At 67.1% G+C, this 18,715-nt stretch carries 29 protein-coding genes; 4 read left to right on the forward strand and 25 right to left on the reverse strand.

The genetic code is table 11. From position 1 onward, the window contains the following. Positions 1-204: 204 nt before the first annotated feature. Positions 205-1,272 carry a hypothetical protein gene (locus tag ACZ60T_RS14645; protein ID WP_469666198.1) on the forward strand — a complete coding sequence of 356 codons (1,068 nt, stop codon included), beginning with the start codon at positions 205-207 and terminating at the stop codon, positions 1,270-1,272. Here the strand turns inward: ACZ60T_RS14645 and ACZ60T_RS14650 are convergent, their stop codons facing one another. The 6 genes from ACZ60T_RS14650 to ACZ60T_RS14675 all read right to left on the reverse strand — a co-directional run bounded on the left by ACZ60T_RS14650 (position 1,273) and on the right by ACZ60T_RS14675 (position 5,767). Further along, on the reverse strand, positions 1,273-1,791 hold the full coding sequence (locus ACZ60T_RS14650; protein ID WP_469666199.1) for a hypothetical protein: 519 nt from the start codon (positions 1,789-1,791) through the stop codon (positions 1,273-1,275). Positions 1,792-2,137: 346 nt separating this feature from the next. Next, positions 2,138-2,914 (reverse strand): hypothetical protein, encoded by a 777-nt coding sequence (locus ACZ60T_RS14655; RefSeq protein ID WP_469666200.1) that lies wholly within the window; start codon positions 2,912-2,914, stop codon positions 2,138-2,140. A 55-nt stretch (positions 2,915-2,969) separates the two neighbouring features. Further along, positions 2,970-4,139, reverse strand: coding sequence for a cupin domain-containing protein (locus tag ACZ60T_RS14660; RefSeq protein WP_469666202.1), 1,170 nt, complete (start codon positions 4,137-4,139; stop codon positions 2,970-2,972). A gap of 290 nt (positions 4,140-4,429) precedes the next feature. Further along, positions 4,430-4,555: a hypothetical protein gene (locus tag ACZ60T_RS14665; protein WP_469666203.1), complete on the reverse strand. Its 126-nt coding sequence runs from the start codon at positions 4,553-4,555 to the stop codon at positions 4,430-4,432. A 235-nt stretch (positions 4,556-4,790) separates the two neighbouring features. Then, positions 4,791-5,318: a hypothetical protein gene (locus tag ACZ60T_RS14670; RefSeq protein ID WP_469666204.1), complete on the reverse strand. Its 528-nt coding sequence runs from the start codon at positions 5,316-5,318 to the stop codon at positions 4,791-4,793. Continuing rightward, positions 5,315-5,767 (reverse strand): hypothetical protein, encoded by a 453-nt coding sequence (locus tag ACZ60T_RS14675; protein WP_469666206.1) that lies wholly within the window; start codon positions 5,765-5,767, stop codon positions 5,315-5,317. The genes ACZ60T_RS14670 and ACZ60T_RS14675 overlap by 4 nt, the downstream gene beginning before the upstream one ends. Positions 5,768-6,052: 285 nt before the next feature. Between ACZ60T_RS14675 and ACZ60T_RS14680 the strand changes: the two genes are divergently transcribed. After that, positions 6,053-6,922 carry a helix-turn-helix domain-containing protein gene (locus tag ACZ60T_RS14680; protein ID WP_469666207.1) on the forward strand — a complete coding sequence of 290 codons (870 nt, stop codon included), beginning with the start codon at positions 6,053-6,055 and terminating at the stop codon, positions 6,920-6,922. Next, a complete protein-coding gene (locus tag ACZ60T_RS14685) occupies positions 6,919-7,140 on the forward strand; it encodes a DUF397 domain-containing protein (protein ID WP_469666208.1) in 222 nt (73 codons plus the stop codon). Before ACZ60T_RS14680 ends, ACZ60T_RS14685 begins: the two co-directional genes overlap by 4 nt. 66 nt (positions 7,141-7,206) lie before the next feature. Here ACZ60T_RS14685 and ACZ60T_RS14690 read toward each other — a convergent pair whose 3' ends face one another. The 15 genes from ACZ60T_RS14690 to ACZ60T_RS14760 form a co-directional block, all read right to left on the reverse strand. Beyond that, positions 7,207-7,590, reverse strand: coding sequence for a hypothetical protein (locus tag ACZ60T_RS14690; RefSeq protein WP_469666209.1), 384 nt, complete (start codon positions 7,588-7,590; stop codon positions 7,207-7,209). Further along, on the reverse strand, positions 7,587-7,934 hold the full coding sequence (locus ACZ60T_RS14695) for a hypothetical protein (RefSeq protein ID WP_469666210.1): 348 nt from the start codon (positions 7,932-7,934) through the stop codon (positions 7,587-7,589). The genes ACZ60T_RS14690 and ACZ60T_RS14695 overlap by 4 nt, the downstream gene beginning before the upstream one ends. Beyond that, positions 7,931-9,124, reverse strand: a complete 1,194-nt coding sequence (locus ACZ60T_RS14700) for a hypothetical protein (RefSeq protein WP_469666212.1) — start codon at positions 9,122-9,124, stop codon at positions 7,931-7,933. Before ACZ60T_RS14700 ends, ACZ60T_RS14695 begins: the two co-directional genes overlap by 4 nt. 211 nt (positions 9,125-9,335) lie before the next feature. Further along, positions 9,336-9,686 carry a hypothetical protein gene (locus ACZ60T_RS14705; RefSeq protein ID WP_469666213.1) on the reverse strand — a complete coding sequence of 117 codons (351 nt, stop codon included), beginning with the start codon at positions 9,684-9,686 and terminating at the stop codon, positions 9,336-9,338. Further along, positions 9,683-10,297, reverse strand: coding sequence for a topoisomerase (locus ACZ60T_RS14710; protein ID WP_469666576.1), 615 nt, complete (start codon positions 10,295-10,297; stop codon positions 9,683-9,685). Before ACZ60T_RS14710 ends, ACZ60T_RS14705 begins: the two co-directional genes overlap by 4 nt. Further along, the gene (locus ACZ60T_RS14715) at positions 10,179-10,574 is read right to left on the reverse strand and encodes a CHC2 zinc finger domain-containing protein (RefSeq protein WP_469666214.1); all 396 of its coding nucleotides are present in this window, start codon (positions 10,572-10,574) and stop codon (positions 10,179-10,181) included. Before ACZ60T_RS14715 ends, ACZ60T_RS14710 begins: the two co-directional genes overlap by 119 nt. An 11-nt stretch (positions 10,575-10,585) precedes the next feature. After that, complete coding sequence (locus tag ACZ60T_RS14720; RefSeq protein WP_469666216.1) at positions 10,586-10,723, reverse strand: hypothetical protein; 138 nt, start codon at positions 10,721-10,723, stop codon at positions 10,586-10,588. Next, the gene (locus tag ACZ60T_RS14725; protein ID WP_469666217.1) at positions 10,723-10,869 is read right to left on the reverse strand and encodes a hypothetical protein; all 147 of its coding nucleotides are present in this window, start codon (positions 10,867-10,869) and stop codon (positions 10,723-10,725) included. Before ACZ60T_RS14725 ends, ACZ60T_RS14720 begins: the two co-directional genes overlap by 1 nt. Then, positions 10,866-11,258 (reverse strand): hypothetical protein, encoded by a 393-nt coding sequence (locus ACZ60T_RS14730; RefSeq protein ID WP_469666219.1) that lies wholly within the window; start codon positions 11,256-11,258, stop codon positions 10,866-10,868. The genes ACZ60T_RS14725 and ACZ60T_RS14730 overlap by 4 nt, the downstream gene beginning before the upstream one ends. A 20-nt stretch (positions 11,259-11,278) precedes the next feature. Continuing rightward, entirely contained in the window at positions 11,279-12,199 is a 921-nt protein-coding gene (locus ACZ60T_RS14735) for an AAA family ATPase (RefSeq protein ID WP_469666220.1), read from the reverse strand. 13 nt (positions 12,200-12,212) lie between these two features. Continuing rightward, entirely contained in the window at positions 12,213-12,650 is a 438-nt protein-coding gene (locus ACZ60T_RS14740) for a hypothetical protein (protein ID WP_469666222.1), read from the reverse strand. A gap of 118 nt (positions 12,651-12,768) precedes the next feature. Beyond that, positions 12,769-13,350 carry a helix-turn-helix domain-containing protein gene (locus tag ACZ60T_RS14745; RefSeq protein WP_469666223.1) on the reverse strand — a complete coding sequence of 194 codons (582 nt, stop codon included), beginning with the start codon at positions 13,348-13,350 and terminating at the stop codon, positions 12,769-12,771. 52 nt (positions 13,351-13,402) lie between these two features. Next, entirely contained in the window at positions 13,403-14,110 is a 708-nt protein-coding gene (locus tag ACZ60T_RS14750; protein ID WP_469666224.1) for a hypothetical protein, read from the reverse strand. A 253-nt stretch (positions 14,111-14,363) separates the two neighbouring features. Continuing rightward, positions 14,364-14,639 (reverse strand): hypothetical protein, encoded by a 276-nt coding sequence (locus tag ACZ60T_RS14755; RefSeq protein ID WP_469666225.1) that lies wholly within the window; start codon positions 14,637-14,639, stop codon positions 14,364-14,366. 267 nt (positions 14,640-14,906) lie between these two features. Then, on the reverse strand, positions 14,907-15,350 hold the full coding sequence (locus tag ACZ60T_RS14760) for a hypothetical protein (protein WP_469666227.1): 444 nt from the start codon (positions 15,348-15,350) through the stop codon (positions 14,907-14,909). Positions 15,351-15,469: 119 nt separating this feature from the next. Between ACZ60T_RS14760 and ACZ60T_RS14765 the strand changes: the two genes are divergently transcribed. Further along, a complete protein-coding gene (locus tag ACZ60T_RS14765) occupies positions 15,470-15,838 on the forward strand; it encodes a hypothetical protein (RefSeq protein ID WP_469666228.1) in 369 nt (122 codons plus the stop codon). Positions 15,839-15,893: 55 nt separating this feature from the next. On the opposite strand, the gene ACZ60T_RS14770 is transcribed toward ACZ60T_RS14765, so the two are convergent. From ACZ60T_RS14770 to ACZ60T_RS14785, 4 genes are all read right to left on the reverse strand, one after another. Continuing rightward, entirely contained in the window at positions 15,894-16,121 is a 228-nt protein-coding gene (locus ACZ60T_RS14770; RefSeq protein ID WP_469666229.1) for a DUF7439 family protein, read from the reverse strand. Next, a complete protein-coding gene (locus ACZ60T_RS14775) occupies positions 16,118-17,035 on the reverse strand; it encodes a peptidoglycan-binding domain-containing protein (RefSeq protein WP_469666230.1) in 918 nt (305 codons plus the stop codon). The genes ACZ60T_RS14770 and ACZ60T_RS14775 overlap by 4 nt, the downstream gene beginning before the upstream one ends. Before the next feature lie 72 nt (positions 17,036-17,107). Beyond that, on the reverse strand, positions 17,108-17,473 hold the full coding sequence (locus ACZ60T_RS14780) for a DUF2746 domain-containing protein (protein ID WP_469666231.1): 366 nt from the start codon (positions 17,471-17,473) through the stop codon (positions 17,108-17,110). Continuing rightward, positions 17,470-18,714, reverse strand: a complete 1,245-nt coding sequence (locus ACZ60T_RS14785; protein ID WP_469666232.1) for a tail fiber domain-containing protein — start codon at positions 18,712-18,714, stop codon at positions 17,470-17,472. The genes ACZ60T_RS14780 and ACZ60T_RS14785 overlap by 4 nt, the downstream gene beginning before the upstream one ends. Position 18,715 lies beyond the last annotated feature (1 nt).

An 18,715-nucleotide genomic window follows, 5' to 3' on the forward strand; every position in this document is an offset into this window, starting at 1 on the left:
CTCCGCCTTCTCTCTGATCTGGCGCAGGTGTGCCCGAAAGTGGGCTGACACTGTGTCGGCGACGGGACTGCGTCATCCTCCGGGAGGGTTCTCCCTGCAACCGGAGGATGACTTCGAAACGAGCAGAAATACCCCCGCCATTCGAACGCGTGTTCCATGTTCTACTGAACTGGAAGCCGTCATTCCGCGACAGGGGGTCCTGCCATGCCCATCCGCCGCCCGCGTGTTCCTCGCGTCCTCGCGCTGCCCGCCAAGGGTGAGCCACATCGGAAGACCGTACTTATCGCCTACGGGGTGCTGGCGAGCTCGGTCGCCTTCTCCGGCACGCTGGTGATGGGGCAGTCGACAGTGCACGAGGCCGCGCGGCGGACGCCCCGCTCGACGCCCGAGGCGGCTCCCTTCGAGGCCGACGGCGCGGTAGATGACGTGCTGACCGAGACTCCGGACGACGGTCGCGTGCCCACCTTCTTCGACGGGCACGGAGGAGTGGCCGGCGTGGAGCTGACCGAGAAGCAGCGCGGCGCGCTCATCAAGGAAGCGCTTCGCCGCGGAATGACCGAGGAACAGGCCCACGACCTCGCCTACGGCGATGATGAGCCGGACGAGTCGGCAGGGAACCAACCGACGCCCCTGTCCGCGATCCCCCCGCAGGCGGCGGACGAGGAGAAGGCGCAGCCCTTCACCAACATCCCCTTGTACCGCCAGGTCGCCCCGGAGGAGAAGGAGGAGGCCAAGGCGGCGCACGAGAAGGCTGAGCGGCGCGTCGCGAAGGGTGGGGGAGACGACGACCCCCTCACCGATCCCGACGGGGGCGAGACGGGCGACAAACTCTCAGACAAGCTCGACGCGATGATTCCGGACGAGCTGGAGGGGGTGCTTGGTCACCTTCTCCCGTTCCGCTTCTGGATGGCGAAGGTCGCCGATCCCGGCACTCGGCCTACGTGGGATGTCGACCGCGACCGCGAGGAGGGGACGGTGACCGTGACGGCCGAATCGCAGATGGGTGACCACATGGTCGTGAAGGCGGAAATCGTCGCCCCTGCGTCACCCGCCGGGGAAGCGAAGAGCGATCCTGTCGTTACGGTCACCGTCACCGATCCGACGACGGACGAAGTGCTCGTCGAGTCGAAGCCAGAGGCCGCGGAAGGCACCAAGGACGTTCCGCGCGTGGCTATCGGGGAGGTCGTAGACGCGGTGATCGAGGCACAGCAGTCGACGGGCGAGGAGCCTGAGCAGCCCCTCGCCGAGCCTGCGACCACCTACCAGGGATGATCACGCTGGCAGAAGCCGGGTGACCAGATCTCGTACGGGGCCTTCGAGCTCCAGGTTGTTTCCCCGCTCGAACCCCTGGATGTACTCGCTGGCGGCGTAGAGCTGGGAGAAGCGGCCCGAGGGGGAGTCCAGCACGTTGCCGAACCGGCTTCGAACTTCGTCCGCCACGGCGGGGGCCGCCAGGCTCGACACGTACAAGACCGCCACGTCGTACCCTTCGGGAGCGCACCCCCAGCGCTCCCAGTCGAGGATCTCCAGATCCGGGCCGGCAAGGTTGGACCACTGGATGTCTCCGTGCGCAGTGGTCCAGCTCGGCGCGGTCGTGGGGGCGCTGTCGCCGAGGAATTTCGGCATGGCCCACGGCAGCCGTTCAGCCCGGACCGCGACGCGCGCTGTGGATACGCGGGAAATGGCGGTGAGGGCGTCGGCCAGTTGATCCCACCAGCGTTCCGGAAGCTGTAGATCTTCGGGGGGAAGCGCGGTTGCCGAGATCGCCCGCCCGCGCAGGCGGGCGTGCAAGTCGGCGTAGTACGAGAACCGTCCGGATTCCCATCGACGCATCCCAACGAACCGCGGCCTCGGCACCTTGGTGGGGATGTGCCATGCAGCGGCTTCGGGACCGTCCAAGGAGATGTAGGGGCCTTTACTCCGGGGCCGGTCGGCTACTCGAATCCAGGACGGGCGGCCGTCGGATGTGACCGGGGCGGACAGGGATCGTCCGTCCCAGCCCCACGTCTCTGTGCCGCCTTCGTCTTCCTTACACCCGAAGGTGTCGACGGCGTACTCCAGCGCTGCGCGCATACGGGCAGCGGTCTCGGTGTCAGGGGGCGAGGGCACTCTGCGGGTTCCTTTGTGTGCTTCGGGCCTATCGGAGGTGCTCGGCGGACAGCGTCGCCAGGTGGTGACGGACGGCGTCGGCGAGGGCGCCATAGAAATCAACTCGGGGTGCAGCCTGGAGGATCTCGGCGCAGGCCACGAGCTGGCCGACGCGGCTGGCCGGGGACTCCAGTACATCCGCCAGTTCCTTCCAGACGCGGTGGGCGGCGTCTGGGACGTGTAGGGAATGCAGATAGAGGCATGAAGCGTCGTAGCCGATTGGCGCGGTGCCCCATGCCTCCCAGTCAAGGATCTTGGGCTCGGCGGTCAGGTTTGCCCAGTGGAGGTCGCCGTGGGCGGTGCTCCAGGCAATGTCGTCGACCTGATGGCCGGTGAACTGGGGGACGGCGCGGCGGATGTACTCCTCCCTGACGGCGATGCGGTCGGTCGAGGCACACGCCAGCAAGGCGAGGGAGTCACGTAGTTGGTCCCACCAGGTGGCGGTCAGGTCCGGGGCGGACGAGAGGACTGGCGACGCGGACAGGGTGGAGTCGGCGACCTCGTACAACTCGGCCCGGTATGTGCGGGCGCCCTCCGTCCAGTCGTGAATGGCCAGCAGAGCGGGGCGGCGGATGCCCGAAGGCAGCGTGCTGCTCGCCTTCGGGCCGTCCCACAGCTTCCCGGTCGCCTTGTCGGCCGGCTCGCAGACGAGACGAAGCCAGCGGTCTCCCGCGCGCCCGGAGAGGGTGCGTCCGGCGTGCCCCCATACCCCTGGTGCTCCGACCTGTCCGTGAAGAGCGGCGGCGTGCCGGAAGGCGGCGGTCATGCGGATGGCGTCAGGGTATGGGGGCGGAGGGAACATGCGTGTGTTGTCCTTCTAGCTAGTTCATCACGGTGACGGCGTCGCTCTGAACGAGCGCCGTGGCGAGCGCGGCGGCCTGTTCAAGCGTCAGGCCGGAGACGTCTGCCATCTCCCCGAGTGTGACCGCCTCTCTCTGCATCAACGAATTGAGAGCCGGGGCGACTTGCCCGTGGAACCGCCACTCTTCGCCAACTGCGGTGAACACCACGGTCCCGTCGTCGTCGGCCCTGAGAGAGGCCCGAGCGGTGGTGAGGCGGACGGAGATGTGCTGCTGTGCAGGCACCCCGGTCACGTAGGGGAGAGAGGGCTCAGGACGGCCGCGGTCGCGCGCATCCATGGCGGCCATAAACTCCTCGATCACCTGCGGGTGCAGAGCCTTGGCGATCTCGGCGCCAAGAGTCTCGACGAACTTCGCCTTCTCCGCGACGGTGCCGTGCGCTGGCAAGGTCGCTCGTACGGTGGGGGAGGAGAGAAGTTCGCCAGCCACCCAGTTGAGCAGGTGGTAGCCGGACGTTGGAGTGAGCCCGCATGTCAGGTGCAGGGACCGGCCCTCGGTCGCCGCGACCGCGTGCCACCAGCCGCGGGGAAGGTACAGCATGTCGCCTGCTTCGAGGAGCACCTCGTGTAGCGGCTCGCCCTGCGGCTCCTCGGGCGCTTCTACGTCGATTCGCAAGGGATCGACTCGGGTGGCGCCGAAGATCCGCCACCGCTTCGACCCTTCGAGCTGGAAGACCACAACATCGTGGTCATCCCAGTGCACGCCGAACCCCTCCGTCGGCGTCCAAGAGGCATACATGTTGACCTGGACGTCGGTTCGGAAGTGCGCCTCCAGCGCCTCCGCCAGTGTCCCGACACCTGAGTGCAAGTCCTCCAACGAGTCGAGGACGAGCGAGGCTCCACCCGCGAGCTGCTCGTGCAGGCTGCTCGGGACAACGTGGCGCCGGACCTGGTGACGCTTCGATACGGCAGTGCGGGTGTAGAGGTGGGCGGGAACCTGGTCGCCAGCCTTGAACAGGCGAAGCCTGGGCGGTTCCAACTCGTTCCGAGCGAGGATGCCGTTCAGGTCGTCCCACGTGAACAGGCCGGAGAGCTGGGTGGCCTGTGACCAGTGCTGGTAGAAGCGGCCGAATGCCCCGGCGAGGAAGTCCTCGCCGAGGCTCCGGACCGCCGCATCAAGTGAGGCGGTCATGGTCGGCATTAGTCGTTGCCGTCACCCTTGCCGGTGCCGCCACCGTCGGGGTTGTCCTGCGAGGTGGCACCCTTGACGCTGCGCTTCGAGATGAGCAGATCGTTCACGGCTGTACTCCTTCCCTCTTCTCGGTCGACCCCACGGGATTCCGTGAGGCCGTCGTGCACCCGTCTGACCAACGGCCGGACGGGAGTCTGTGGTGGTGACCCGCCCCGGCCGGCACCCCGCGCTTGAGGGAGACCGGGCAGAGCGCGGAGAGACATACCGGCGGGGCGGGAACTTGCGTGCCGTTACGCGGCGAGGAAGCCGACCATGTCAGTCGGTTCGGCGTCGGACGTGCCGTCGCCGGATTCGGCGATGTCGTCGGAACCGATCTTCTGGGGCTCGGGCTTCTCAGCCTCGATGGTCGCGGGCATGTTGCCCCCTCTTCCTCGGTGGTTGGGGGCCCAGCCCTAGCGTGACCTCCACGGGGGTGAAGAAGTCGCGCCAGGGCCGAGCGTCCGCCCCGGCAGGCGGGAGAGTTCAGGCGCCTGCGGGAGCGGAGTCTTACGGAGCACGTAACTCACTGCCCGCTCCCGATGGCGTAGACCAGCGTCGCGATCAACCCGCCGACGACGGCGAGGTAGACCAACTGGTGGGCGCAGTTCCGGCTCACCTGACCCCCTCGGCGAGGACGGAGTTCACGCGCTGTGCCAGGTCGTTGCTCGCTTCGGCCAGCGGCACCCACACCTGCGGGGCGCCGGGGGCGAAGTAGCAGAGGTCGGCGTGCGTGCGGTACAGGAAGCGGATCGCGACCTTCGCCCGGAGGCCGTCTTCGGGGTCCGCGCGGGCGGGTTCGAGGAGGATTGGCTCTTCGCATCCGGGTTGGGTCCACAGGTCCCAGACGCCCAATGCCCGAGCGAGGGCGGTCGACGCCTGCGTGAGGGTGTCGAAGTCGTCGGTGATGGCCGTTTCCGGCAGCTTGACCCGAGCACGCCCCTGGAGCATCAGCACGCGGTTGTGCTCGTCCACGACGACCGGGCTGACCTTGAGGACGGGGCACGTGCCCCGGTGAACGCAGGCTCCTGCGCGTGCGTGCTGCTCAAGGGTCTGCCACAGGGGCGAGAGGAGCAGGGACTCGCCGGGGCGGCGGCGCACGTACGCGCTGATCGTGCGGGCCACCAGGGAAGCATCGATCATTGCGAGCCCCCGTGGGCAGTGAGGCTCGGCCAGTGCCTCTTGTCGAAGGTCTGGAGCCCGCTCGGGACGCGGTACGTGCCGTTCGGCTGCCCGAGGGGCCGGCGGGGCGGTAAGTCCTCGTCCCCCTCCGCCGGGCTGTCCATCCGCCGCAGCACTCGGGCGAGCGCCCGCATGTGCGAGTACGCGGAGAATACGGGCGAGCCCGGCTCGGGCGCCGCTTTCAAGAGGTTCGCGGCGTCCTCTCGGAGGTCGCGGTCCTCCTGGTCGTCCCAGGCGGGGGTGCTGAGGTACTTCTCGACGTGCTCGCTGAGCAGCACCGACAGGGTGCTGATTCGCGAACGAGTCGTGGTGCCGATCTGGACTCTGAGCGCCTCGTTGACGATCTCAGCCGCCGCGAGGGCAGCCGCGGGCGGCGTTCCTTCCGTGCCTTCGATCTGGGGGTGCGTCATGGCCGTCTCCTGTGCCCTGAAGTGCCCTCCGAACTGGCACGTCAGTGGGGGTGAAGCTTCGATAGACGAACTCTGTGCGACACCTCGTCCGTGCATGACCAAGCGTCAATACACAACAACAGGCGCCCTGTTGGGGGATTCGGAGAATCTCCCGACGAGTGCAACGATGGCGCATGAGAAACGTTGCGGGCAACCCCTCAACCCAAGAAACGTTTCTGATAGAGCAACTGGCATATGCCAGGAACGATGCGCGCGGTAACCTGCGAGCCGCCAAGGAGGTGGGTCATGGTTGAGGCTCGACCAAACGTGCACCGACGGAGGTTCGGCTCCGCGTTGCGATCGCTCCGCAACGCGGCCGGATTCAACATGGAGGAAGCCGCGGAGCGTCTCGGGCTGAGCGGCAAGCCCGCGCTGAGCAAGATCGAGAACGGAAAGCAGCGCGTCAGCGGTCTGGGGCTGACGGCGTTCTTCCAGGTCTACGGCGTGGAGTCGGAAGAGACGCGCGCCAAGGTCAAAGCGATGGCCGCCCTGGCGGCCTCGGGTAAACGGACAAACCTGCTGGACGAGTACCACGAAGCCATCCAGACCGACGGCTTCGAGGACTACCTCCACCTCGAAGGCATGGCGATAAGGTCTGAGTCGTTTCTCCAGGTGATCCCTGGGCTACTTCAGACCGAGGCGTACGCCACGTCGATCGTGGAGCGCAGTCAAGTCTGGTCCTCGAAGCATGAGATCAACAGGTTCGTGAAGCTGCGGCTGGCGCGTCAGGCGGCCCTCTCACGCGACAACCCGCTCGACCTTCGATGCATCCTCGATGAGGCTGCGCTGCGTAGAGTCGTGGGCGGCCCCGAGGTGATGAAGGAGCAGCTCAAATCGTTGCTCACCGTCACCGAGAAGCGGAGCAACGTAGCGCTGAGGGTACTGCCCTTCCAAACCGGTGCTCACGCCGGGATCGATGGGAGCTTCCAGCTCCTAGAATTCGAGGTGGGGTCGGCAGTAGTGGCGGTCGAGAGCAAGACAACCACGGTCTACTTGGAGGAGGATGGGGCTGTGGACCAGTACAGGTCCTCCCTCGAAGCTCTTCGGGCTCAGGCCCTCGACCCCCAGGCGACCGGCCGCTTCATTCAAGAACTGATCAAGGACTACGAGACATGAAGAAGAACGTCGATCTGACTGGCGCCGTCTGGGCCAAGAGCGACTTCAGTAACGGCGGCAACAACTGCTTGGAGGTCGCGTTCGTCGATGGCGTGGTGGCGCTGCGCGACTCCAAGGACGTGGGCGACCCCGACGCCGCAGTCCTCATCGTCAGCCGTAAGGACTACGAGCTCTTCACCAAGAGCGTGCAGGGCGGCCAGAGCAACCTGCTGCCGTAACCGTCGCGCTCTTCCTACAAGGCGAAGCCCCCCGGCCGCGAGGCCAGGGGGCTTTTCTGTACGGTCTCACGCGGCGGCCGGCACTTCGTCATACCCGTCGATGTAGGCGGTGCCGTTGAGGTGGGCGGCGATCTTGCCCACGCCGCGCTCGCAGCGGTACCGGACAGCACGGTCGGTCACGCCCTGGAGCGTTCCCGATTCGTCGTCAGGCAGGTCAGCGCCGAAGCGCAAGACGAGGGCCTGGCGTTCACCGAGGGTGAGGGGCGCGGTTGCCCAGCCCCGCCGGATGTCTGCGAGGTGGGCGAACAGGGCGCCCGCAGTCTTCGGGTCGACGCTGCCCTTCGGCATGTCGGCGTCCGGCGCGGTCGGGTTGCGGATGCCGTACGCGGCCTCCGAGTCCCACACGGCTGGGAGAAGGTGTTCGACGAGCCGTCGGTCGTACGCCGTCACAGGCCCGTCCGCTCCGCCGCGTGAAGGGCGGCCTCGTAGGAGACATGACCGGATCGGTGCTTCGCTGTGGTGAGCCACCGGTCCCGAAGGCGCTGGGAGAACCAGCGGTGCAGCAGTCCCGGTCCGGCCTCGGCGAGGAGCTGGCGCACGTACGTTGCCCGCTCGGCGGCGATGATGACGGTCTCCTGGTACGCGTCTTCGTACTCCAGGGCCAGGCCGTAATCACGGGCGAAGGCCCTTGCGACTGCCCGCGCGACGCTATCGACCTGGGGTTCGGCGAGGATGCTCCAGTCCGCCTCGCCCGTCGACCGGGCAGCTTCGTAGTCCAGAAGGCGAAGAGTCACCGGACCACCTCCTTCACCGGCACCTGTCCGTCCTTCGTCACCGCGACCACCAGGCCGGGGGCGCCCGTAGTGCCCCGCGCGTGCCGCCACCACGTCGACTCGGATTCCATGGCCGGGGGCTGAAGGAACGTCCGCGGCCCGTCCGTGTCCACGAACTCGTGGTGGAGGTGACCGGCGAGGAGAAGGTCTGCTTGGTGCATCGCGGACGCCTTGTTGAACGCCTGGCTCTTCCACCACTCGAAGTGCTTGCCGGGCCGCCACTGGTGGCCGTGAGCGTGGGCGACGACCGTTCCGCTGCACTCGACGGTGACCGTCAGCTCGTCCGTGTCCGGGACGAAGCACTCGACGTGCCCGAAGCGCTCTGGGCTCAGCTCCAGGGCGTCACGGACGGAGATCAGGGCCTCGGTGTCGTGCGAGTCGTCATAGCGGGTCACCCCCTTGTTGCTGATCCTGACGGCCTCTCCGTGGTTGCCGGGTACGGCGGCCATGGTCAGTCGTTCGGCGAGCGGGGCCAGGGTCAGGGCGCCGTGCAGCATGACTCGGCGGGTGAGTCGGATCTGTTCGGTCAGGGTCAGGGGGGTACGCCAGACGTTCGCGCCGCCCTGGGACTGGAAGCCCTCGATGTGGTCGCCGAGCCAGGCGACGTGCACGTGGCCGATGTCGAACCGTTCGCGGTACAGGGCGAGTCGGTCGGCGGCGCCGTTCAGGCAGTCGATCGTGCGCTTCAGAGTGCCGGCCGGGCCGTCTCCGTCGATCTTGCCGAACTGCATGTCGCCCAGGGCGATCACGAAGGTGTGGTCCCCGGCGACCCGAGTGTCCGCCGGTCGGCCCGGTCGGTGGGATTCGATCGCAGCCAGCAGCTCGCCGATGTCGGGGCGCTCGTGCGGAACAGCGTCTTTGGCGCGGGCGAAGGTGAACCGGGTGGACACGCCGAGGTCGCCGCTGGGCATGGTCCATTCCGAGCTTCGGAAGCCCTTCACGTCCCATTCGTTCGCGTTGAGGCCGTGGGCGCGGAGAACGTCGGCCGCGGTGCCTCGGCTATCCATCTCGGCCGGGCCGCGCACGGTGACCTCGGCCGCGTCGCCGGTCACTTCGATCTGCCGGGTGAAGTCGCGGTCCGGGTCGGCCGTCCGGGCAGGTATGGCGGGGCCGACAGGCTTGGAGAGGAGTTCGTCGAGAAGATCGCTCAAGAATTAGTCGCTTCCTGGCGCAGTCGGCGCCGGTACGTACGGATGGTGGACGCGGAGACCCGGTGCCCGAAGCGGCCCAGAATCCAGGCCAGTTCCTCGGCCGCAGTGTCGTTCATGAGGTGGCGCTCGAACGCCTCGCGCTCGGCGGCGCTGAGGGCCGCCCATATCGCCTCAAGGCGAGGGCCTGGGCGCCCAGGAAGTTCGCAGCGGGTCACCGCGCCTCCTTGTCGATGTCCTCGACGGCCGCGACCGCGAGCGCGGCAAGCCGGACCAACGCGGGCCGCGCGTGCTGCGGGTCCTTCTCGGCGAACGCGGCGAACACGGCGGCGAGGACGGTGGAGTCCCAGCCGGGGGTGTCCGCGAGGTCGCGGCGTTGTTCGATGGCCCGCCAACGGCCTGCTTCCCGCAGGTGGTAGGCGCGGCCCTTCACAGGGCGCTGCCCTCCGGCCAGCGGCATCTGGCCCTCATCGACCCGCTTCCGGGCCGCCTTCACCTCGGCGAGCACCGCAGTGCTCGGGTCGGCCCGCCGTGCCGGCCGCCTGGTGGTTGTCGCCTCGGTCATGCTGCGGCCTCCATCGCGTCGATGAGGGCCTGCTCGCCCCCGGCCATGTAGGTCTCGGTGACATCGCCTCGCCGGAGGCGGACCGGCTTCGCCGAGCGCAGCGAGCGGCAGACCTTCGTGGTCAGCTTGCTCCCGGCCTCGTCCGGATCGCTCCAGACCCAGACGCGCGAGAATCCGGCGAGCATCCGGCGATGCCGGGCGAACCACATCTCGACGCCAGGAACGGCAACCGAGTGCCAGCCGATCTTCCGGTGAATGATGCGGTCGAGCTCGCCCTCGGTGAGGTGGATCTCGTCGCCCGCCGCGTGGATCGAGTCGACCCCGTACATGCGGGGCGGGTCTCCAGCGATGGTGTTGTACTTGCCGTGGCCGTACTCGCGGTGATTGTGCTTCTGGAGGCAGCGGAACCGGATGGTCAGCGGCTGCCCCTGGTGCCCGAGGTAGGGGATGGCGAGCATCCCCCGGTAGCGCTCGTGGCCGGGTAGCGGGTCGTCAACGACGCCAAGCCGGAACGTATCCACCTCGGTCTTTCCGATGCCGCGATCCAGCAGGTACCGCGCGGCGTCCGCCGTAAGCGCTGCCTGATATGTGCTCGTCGCCTCCTCCAACATCTCGCGTTGCGAGGGCGAGAGAGGCCGCAAGGGCTCGCGCTCCGACAAAATCGGTTTCCTCTTTCTCCATGATCAGCGTGAATGAGTCCCCTCCCTTGCCGCACGAGTGGCACTTCCACAAGCCGCGGTCGGTGTTGTAGGAGAAGGACGGGGTGTTGTCCTCGTGCAGGGGGCAGTGCGTCATCCCCATGGCCCGCTGCGAGTTGATGTCGACGCCGTAGTGTTCGAGCACGGCTTCCAGCTCTGGCTTCTCGTGTTCTGGGCCGTCGTTGTCCATGCGGCGGAGCCTCACGGCAGCATCCAATCCAGGTCGCGCAGGTCGACCTCGTAGAACTCCTCGACAGCGAGGAGGAGTGGACCGTCGAAGCCGGGATCGTTGAGGCAGTCGAGGAACGCCTCGAAGGCGAACACCTCCTCGGCCGGCATCACGCGACGCGCTCCCCCCGGAAGAAGCGGGCGCCAGGGTCGTAACCGAGCTCGCCGAGGCCCTGCGGTTCGTTGAAGTCATCCAGCAAGTCGGCGAGTTCGCGGACCAGCCGGGACTGCTCCTCGGTCTCCTCGAACTGCCTCACGGCGCCGACTCCGGAGGGAGGTCGAAGAACTCCTCGACGGTGCTCAGCACGTACGCCCGGCGCCAGCTCGCTCCCCTACGCCGTACGATCACGACCACGTCCACGTCGCGCAGGTCGAGACCCCGGTGCTTCGCATAGTTGTCGCGCTCGCGCAGGGCCTCCTTGAGGAAGGTGCCCGGCTCGAACTTGGCGTTCTTCGTCTCGATGATCAGGAAGGGGCGGTGCCGAACCGGCTCGCGGCGAACCACGTGGTCGCCCTCGTCCTCGGTGCCGGTCAGCCGCAGCCGCTCGATGTCGTATCCGGCCTTGCGGAGCTCGTCGCGGAGCTCGGCCTCCCAGCGCGCCCCGGCGCGCTTGTTCCTGCGGTTCCTGGCCGCTATGTCTGTCAAGATCTCGCAATACTCTCTGGTTAAGCGGCCTTCTTCAAGGCGTCGAGGGGTGACCACTGCGGGGCCGGAGTCTGGTTGAGCGGCGTGAGCCGTTCCATCTTCGAGAAGCGCGTCACCTCCGGGTGGCACCGCAGCGTCGCGTACCGGCGCGCGGTCGGATCACACGGGCCCATCCGCTGTTTGATGACCGCGACCCTGTACTCCAAGCTGCTCGGGTCCAGCGCCACCGACAGGCTCAGCTCAGGCTTCTCGCTGAGCCCGCCCTTCACCTGGTCCCTACTGGGCGGGGCCCACGGGTCGCTCTTGGCTTCCCAGGACTTGTCCGAGGCGTGGTGCAGCACGATCACCGTCGCGCCGGTCGCACGGGCCAGCTCGGTCAGCCCGGACATGACGGCCATCTGCTCGGTGTAGTCCGACTCGGCTCCCTCGAAGTCCATGAGGTTGTCGAAGATCAGGACCTTCGGGTAGTCGTCCCACAGTTCCACCTGCGCTTCGAGCTCCTCGTCCACGGCCTTCCAAGTGATCGGGCTGCCGAAGCTGAAGGTGATGCGGGAGCCGGCAAGAGCGTTGACGTAGGTCTCGCGGTACCGCCCGCCGGCCGCCATGCCTGCCTCGACCATCTCTGTCGTGTCGCCGGTCGCCATCGAGGCGAGCCGCGACGAGGCGGTGAAGGCGCTCATGTCGGCGGAGAAGTACAAGGTGGGCAAGTTCATCTGGGCAACCCAGAACAGGGCGAGCCCGGACTTCTGGGTGCCGGATCGCCCGGCGATCATCACGACCTCGCCGTGACGCGGGCGGCAGCCGATGTTGTAAAGAGCCTCGAATGCCTCGATGCGGGGCAGTTCGCGGCCCGACTCTGAATGAAGGGTGAGGGACCGGCCAGGGGTAAGGATGCGTGCTCCAATCGCAGGGGGAGGGGGCGGCGCAGTGGCCGCCCCCATCTACCGGCTGGTGTCAGTCGAAGGACGGTGCGTCCGAGATGGACGACTGGATGGCCGCGTCACGCTGCTCGGCGTAGGCGATGACCTGATTCTTCACGCCCAGGTCGGTGACCTGCTTCCACACCCACGCGGGGTGGGCGCCCGGCTTCGAGGGCGGAACCTGGGTGACGGTTACGAGCACGGCGCCGCCGACGACCGTCTCCAGGTCGCGGGCGAGAACGGTCTGTTCGATGCGCTGGCCCTTCGAGACCTCCGGGGCCTGCCGGGAGAGCGCGTCGTGAGTCTGGAAGACCGTCACGTCGGCGACCACGCTGTCCTTCGGCCCGTTCGGGGTGGGGCGCTGTCGGTCGAACTGCTTGACCTCCAGGAGGATCGCGACTGCTTCGGCTGCTTCCTTGGGCTTGAACCAGCCGCCGTTGGCGGTCGGGATGTCCATGAGGTTCAGGGGCACTACTGATCTCCACTCTGTCGGTGAACGGGGTACGGGGTGCGGCTGGCTGGAACACGGGTCTTGAGCGAGCCAGCCGCGATGGCGACGGCGACCGCCGCGCCGAGGATTCGGCGGGGCATCATGAGCTTGCCGCCAGGGTGCGACCGCGGGCCTTCCAGGCGTCCATCACGGTCGGGTCGGAGAACGCGGCCTGGTTCTCCGCCCACAGCCGCTTGAGCTCGTCGGTACTGACACATTGGGCAATTGCCGCGAGGAGCCCTTCGTCTGAGGTGGTCACGGACGGGGCGTCCGATCCGTCGGCCTTGGTGCTGGCGTCGTCCTCTTGCAGATGGCGGTAGAGGGTGGCACGGGAGACGCCGAGCACCTGTGCGATGGCAGTCACGCTTTGCCCCTGGGACCGCTTTGCGCGGGCTTTGGCCAGCATGGCGTCGTCAACGACGGGGGGCCGGCCCGGAGGACGCGAGGGAATGACGTGTGCGTCCAGCCCGCGAACGATGTGCATCGCGCTCTGGGCGGCCTGGGCGGCCTCGACGACCAGCTCGCTTGGGGCCAGTCCAGCCAAGATCTCGCAATCGAGCCCAAAAAAAGAGGCGATGTCCTCGGAGATGCCCTCCGGGGTGCCGTGGAACGTAACCTGCGAGTCTTCGCGACTCTCGCCATACCTGATGGTCACGGCGGTGAACCGGCCGTCTTCGGTCACTCGGGGCCCTCTCTCTCGTGAAGCGGGCCGTGCGCCCGCTCGCTAGTCAAGATTACGCAATCAGAGCCGAAAGAGCAACGTCGGGCGCGAACTTGCGCAGGGCGCCCTTGGTGCCCCGCATGGCCCGGACCTCCCCGGCGAGCTTGGCGGCAGCCCAGCCCAACCGCAGGTCGGCCCAGTAGAGGGTGCACTCGCCCGTGCCGGCCGGGAGGTGCACCACGATGCCCCAGTCCTGGGAAACGGGCGGCAGCGGGCTGTACGCGGACGCGGCCTCCTCGGCCGGCACGGCGCCCTTCTTCCAGCAGGCGAGAGCCGTCGCGTCAACCTGATCGACCGGGAATCTCGTGTGGTCGTAGAACTCGCCCCGGCTGTAGACCGCGAGCTGGGACGCGATCTTCAGGTCCCCGTACGTCACGCTGCCGGTCTTGAGGTCCGCGATGAACAGGCCCTCGATGTGCTCGCCGTCCGGACCGGGGCCGCTGTATCTGACCATCCGGTCGAAGGTGCCGCCGACGCCCAGCTCGGGGACGACGACGAACATCTCCACGGACACCACGTCGAAGGCGACTGTGGAGACTTTGTACGCCGCCATGTCGGCCAGGTCCGCGGGGCTCGTGCCGGGGGGTAGCTCCTGGCCTTGGTCGACGGCTTCCGACAGCGAGTGAAGGTGGGTGCCCTTCTCTCTCTTGTCGTGGGCTCCGGCGAGCTGGACGGCTCGCTCCGCCAGGGCGTTGAGCGCGGCCTTCCCCTCACGTGACACATTGTCAAGATCTCGCGTTTGATCCAGCAGAGAAGGTTGGATGGCGGCGCCGACCAGCACCATGCGCTTGCCCCACGCAGTGAGGGCCGACTTGTCCTCGATGGCGTCGATGAAGGTCGTAGTCCTGGTCAGGGCGGTCGGTCGGCCGCCACCCCTGGGTACGACAAGGGGGCGCCCCCATCTGTCACGGGGGATGCCGGGGGTCCGGGCGGGCAGGTCTGTAAGCCGAATGGGCACTCTGTGTCGTCCTCCGTCAGATCTTGACTGTGGGGATCAGGTAGAGGCGGACCGAGCCGTCTTCCAGGATTTCTGGCTCGCGGTCGTCCTCGTCGGGAAGTTTCAGACCCAGGGATTTCGCGAGGGTCAATGTGCGACGCATTTCGCTTCCCTGGTAGCCGGGGGCTGCTGTGATATGGAAGTCGAAGTTCTCGTCGTCGATGTGCAGCGCGACCGAAGGCGTGCAGTTCTGTTCAGGGATTCCAGCCGTTTCCCCCTCGATGTCGGAGACCGCCCCTCGGCCGTGCGACATGCGCAGGCTCCTCTCCACATGAGTGCGATTCGATTTCTCTCACCTCGAACGCACAAACCGAACAGTTGTTTAGAGTTTGACCTTTTGTGTCCCCTTGGTCAAGCCCGGATCGAGCCTAGTGGAGGAAGTCCGACCGACGTTCGTAGGAGAGGTGGGACGTGACTACTCCTGAAGTAGAACAAACCCCAGGGAGTGTCATCCCTGGGGTGGAGGCGGAGGGGTATCTGTGCAGCTCAGGAAGGAGTCATCCCCTAGGGGAGCGCGTTGTCAGAGCTTGCGTGTAGCCTGCTCAGGCTGGCGGACGATGTCGGTGTCACTGTCCTCGCGGGGGACGTAGTGAAACCCCTCTTCGGTCTCTGGGTCGTAATACACGACGGCATCCGCTTCCTTCAGGAGTTCCCTCCAGGAAGCGTGGCGCTTGGCGTCCACATCCCGCAGTTTGAATCCCTCGCGAATGCGCGCCTCAATGCGCAGCATCGCCAGAGGGTAAGCGAACCAATGCTCTTCTTTGACCGCCCAAGGAATAAGGTCTTCATTCCTCGCGGTGCGCCTCTTCAGGCCCCTCCGAGAGCGGAAGGAAGCCCAGAGGGAAGGCGTCGTCTTGATTTGGTACTTCTTCTGGTACTGCTCGACGATCCAGGAATAGGGCTTCCCCTCTTCAATCCAGCGGATTGCCTCCTGTTCGTCCACGATCTTGCTCTTGGCGGGCATGTCGTCCCCTTCCAAATATGTAGCAACCCCCCGGCGCATGGACCACTGAGTCCTATGCAACCCCTAGACTGACACGCGAGACTTTGACTCGTCAAGACAAACGAATGGGGGTCACGGTTGTGCTGGTCAGCGTGCGAGTTTGCGATGTGTGCAAACGGATCGGAGTCAAGACCCGTCGCTACACCGTCACGGAAGGGGGGCGAACGCGCGACACCGACCGGTGCGGCGATCACGCGGGCGCCTTGGAAGAGATCCTCGAAGCCGAGAAACCGCAGGTAGAAGACGAGGACTGCGCTGCGGAGGACGACTCGCCTGCCGAGCCGGCCGTCGCGCCAGAGGTAACCGGGCCTGCATCAAAGGCCGTTGCTCCCGCGAAGGGCGCCGCAAGGAAGAAGGCGGCTACCAAGAAGACGGCCGCCAAGAAAGCGCAATCCCGGCGGCTCATGGTGAGGACCGTCGACCAGATCGAGCAGTCCAAGCGCAAGTAGCGCAACGACGAGAAGGCCCCGCCGACCTCAGTAAAGGTCAGCGGGGCCTTCGTCGTTACTCGACCTGATCGTCCGGCTGATCCTCGGCCGGAGCGACGACACCAAGCGCCGTCAAGATCTGGACGATCACCGCGATCTCGGGACAGTCCGCGTACGCCACGGACAGCACGCTGACCACCACGCCGAGCGCGGCCAGCACGGCACCAACCCGCGAGCGGTAGCGGACGGGGAGCAGGCTCACCAGATTCACCGGCTTGAAGCCGGGGGTCTGCATCTTGCTCATCGGCGGCCCGCCAGCTTCTGCAGAGCGACGAACCCGGACGGCCCGATGCGCGGATCACGCACCAGCCCAACCGACTTGTACTTCGGGTTGCGGTCGTGGAAACGCGCCACCGCGGCCTGGGTGTTCACCCCGTAGAAGTCGGTGACCGAGCCCTTGATCGGCCCGTATCCGGCCTTGATGAGGAGTTGCTGAAGCTCCTTCACCTGCGGGTGCCGCGCCCCCGGCTTCACGGCGGCCGACAGAGCGACGATGCTCGAAGTCGGCTTGGAGGGGGTCGGCTTCTTCGGCGGAGTGACGCCCTTGGCGTACGCGAGCACCTTCTCGATCGGGAAGTCGCCGGGGTCGCCATGGAGGTTCTCCGGCACGTGCTGGTGTCCGAGCCAGCCGTAATACCCCTGCCACGCCTTACCGCTGAGGCGCTGGCCGCCCGCAGAACCGTACGACTTCGGGTAAGACAGGAACTTGACCGAGCACTTCAGCGGGATGCCGTGCTCCTTGTCGAGCCACGCGAACAGCTCGGCCAGGTCCCGCAGTGCCCAGTCCGGGGCCTCGGGCCAGTAGATGTGCGCGTACCCGGCCTTCGTCCACTTCGCGTGTGTCGACGGGTCGCAGGTGCCGGTCAGCTCGATCTGGAAGGCGTTGAGCGTGTTCGTCTCGACGCCGCCGGAAGCGTTCACCAGGGCGCGGGCGCTCTTGTCGATGGGGAAGTGCTGACGGTAGAGAAGCTTCTTCGCCTTGAAGTCCGGCTTGGCCGTGATGGTCGGGGCCGAGGCGCCACCGTCGTACGAGGGCCAGTCGGTTCCCTCCGTCGTGTGGACGACGCCGACGTTCGCGTCCATCGTCGATCCGGGGTAACGGGTCTGGAACCACTGGGTCTTGGCGTCAGCCTTCGGGTAGGTCTGCGGTCGTGCCACTGGGTGAGGTGCTCCTTTGGACATGCAAAAGGGCCCCGCCTCGAAGGTGAGGCAGGGCCCTGCTGGGGTTGATCAGTTGGGGGGAGTGCGCGCTATGTGGTCGTCGAGCCGCTCGGCGACGGCCAGGCGCTCGCTGCGCTCGTGGGCCACGTCGGACCGCAGGGCGCTGATCTCATCGCCGTGCCGGCCGAGGGCCTCGTCGTGGCGGAGCTGGCCCGCGAGGAGCTGCTCCATGCCGTCGAGTACGCGGTCCACGTCGTCGCGCAGGTTGGTGCTGTGGGTGTTGGCGACCTGGTGGCGGGCCTCTTCGGTGTGCTCGCGAACCTCGCTCAGCGCTTGGCCCTGGCGGCGTACGAGCTCGACCAGAACACCGGCCAGAGCGACGGTCACGGTGCCGCCTGCGGAGATCAGGGCCACTTGGACGTTCGGCTCGATCACTCGGCGGACTCCGCCAGCCGGGCTTCCAGGGCCTTGATGCGCGCCTCTTGGTCTTGAACGACCGGCAGGAGCGCGACGCCAAGGAGGTCGTAGCGGAGGCCGTCGACTTGACCGTCCAAGTAGTTGACGAGCCACGGGAGGGTCTTCTCGACCTCCTCCGCGATCAGCCCGACCTCGTTCTTCCGTCCGGGCTGCCCGTCCTCCGGCTTCCGGTCGTAGACGACCGGGCGCAAGGCAAGCACGTTATCGGGGGCGATCTCGTAGTCCCGGACGTTCTCCTTGAACTTGATCGAGGAGGTGTTGCGGCAGAAGCCGCCGTCCCCGCGAACCCACACGGCGTAGTACGTGCCGGAGCCGGAGACACCGCGGCTGTGCGGCTGCTTCGAGCCGTTCGCCCAGGCGATCGTGTCCCCGGCCTCCAGATACGAGCCGTGCGAGTGAGTCGACGGGGGGAACGTGCTGGGCTTGCTCGTGATGGACGACCACGCGTGCGAGTGCGTGGCCGGGGCGAACGTCGAGGGCTTTCCGGAGATCGAGCCCCAGTCGTGCGTGTGGCTCGACGGAGGGAACGTGCCCGGCTTACCTGTCACGTCGTCCCAGCCGTGCGTGTGGCTCGCCGGGGGGAACGAGGCCGGACGTCCGGAGATGTTCGACCACGTAGCCCCAGGGGCGAGGTCTGCCCAGGACGAACCGTCCCAGTATTCCCACGCCTTCGTGGTGCGGTTCAGGCCGAGCTGCGCGACGCGCGGGGTTGCCGGCCGGGTGTTCGTCGTCCACGTGCCGATGCGCGATCCCGAGTACCGCCGCCCTTCGAGTACGGCGTCAGTCCCGATGTTCGTGGCGCCGGGAAGGACGCGCACCAGTCCGAGCGACAGCTCGAAGATGTCGGTGTCGGTCTGGGTGGGCTCGATGGCCGCTCCGCCGGGGGTGCCCTTGAGAACAGCGAAGTCGATGCGGTTCGCTGCCGGGTCGAGGCGCAGGACAACGCGGTCGCGGCGCTCCGAACTATCGGGTGCCGCGATGTTCAGGGTCTCTACTGCGGTCGAGAAGAAGGCGTGCCCCCGCAGGATCGCGAACCCCGGCTGCACGGAGACCTTCATGCCGGAGCCGTCTGCCTGGACCTTCAGGTCCATGCCGTCAGCGGTGCCGACGACTCCCGACTCCTGGAACTCGCGGAAGAGGCGGCTGTACTGGGACTCCGTCGCCGCCTGGCCATCAAAGGGGTACGAGCTTTTCGCCACT

This window comes from Streptomyces sp. NPDC104371, from assembly GCF_055583785.1.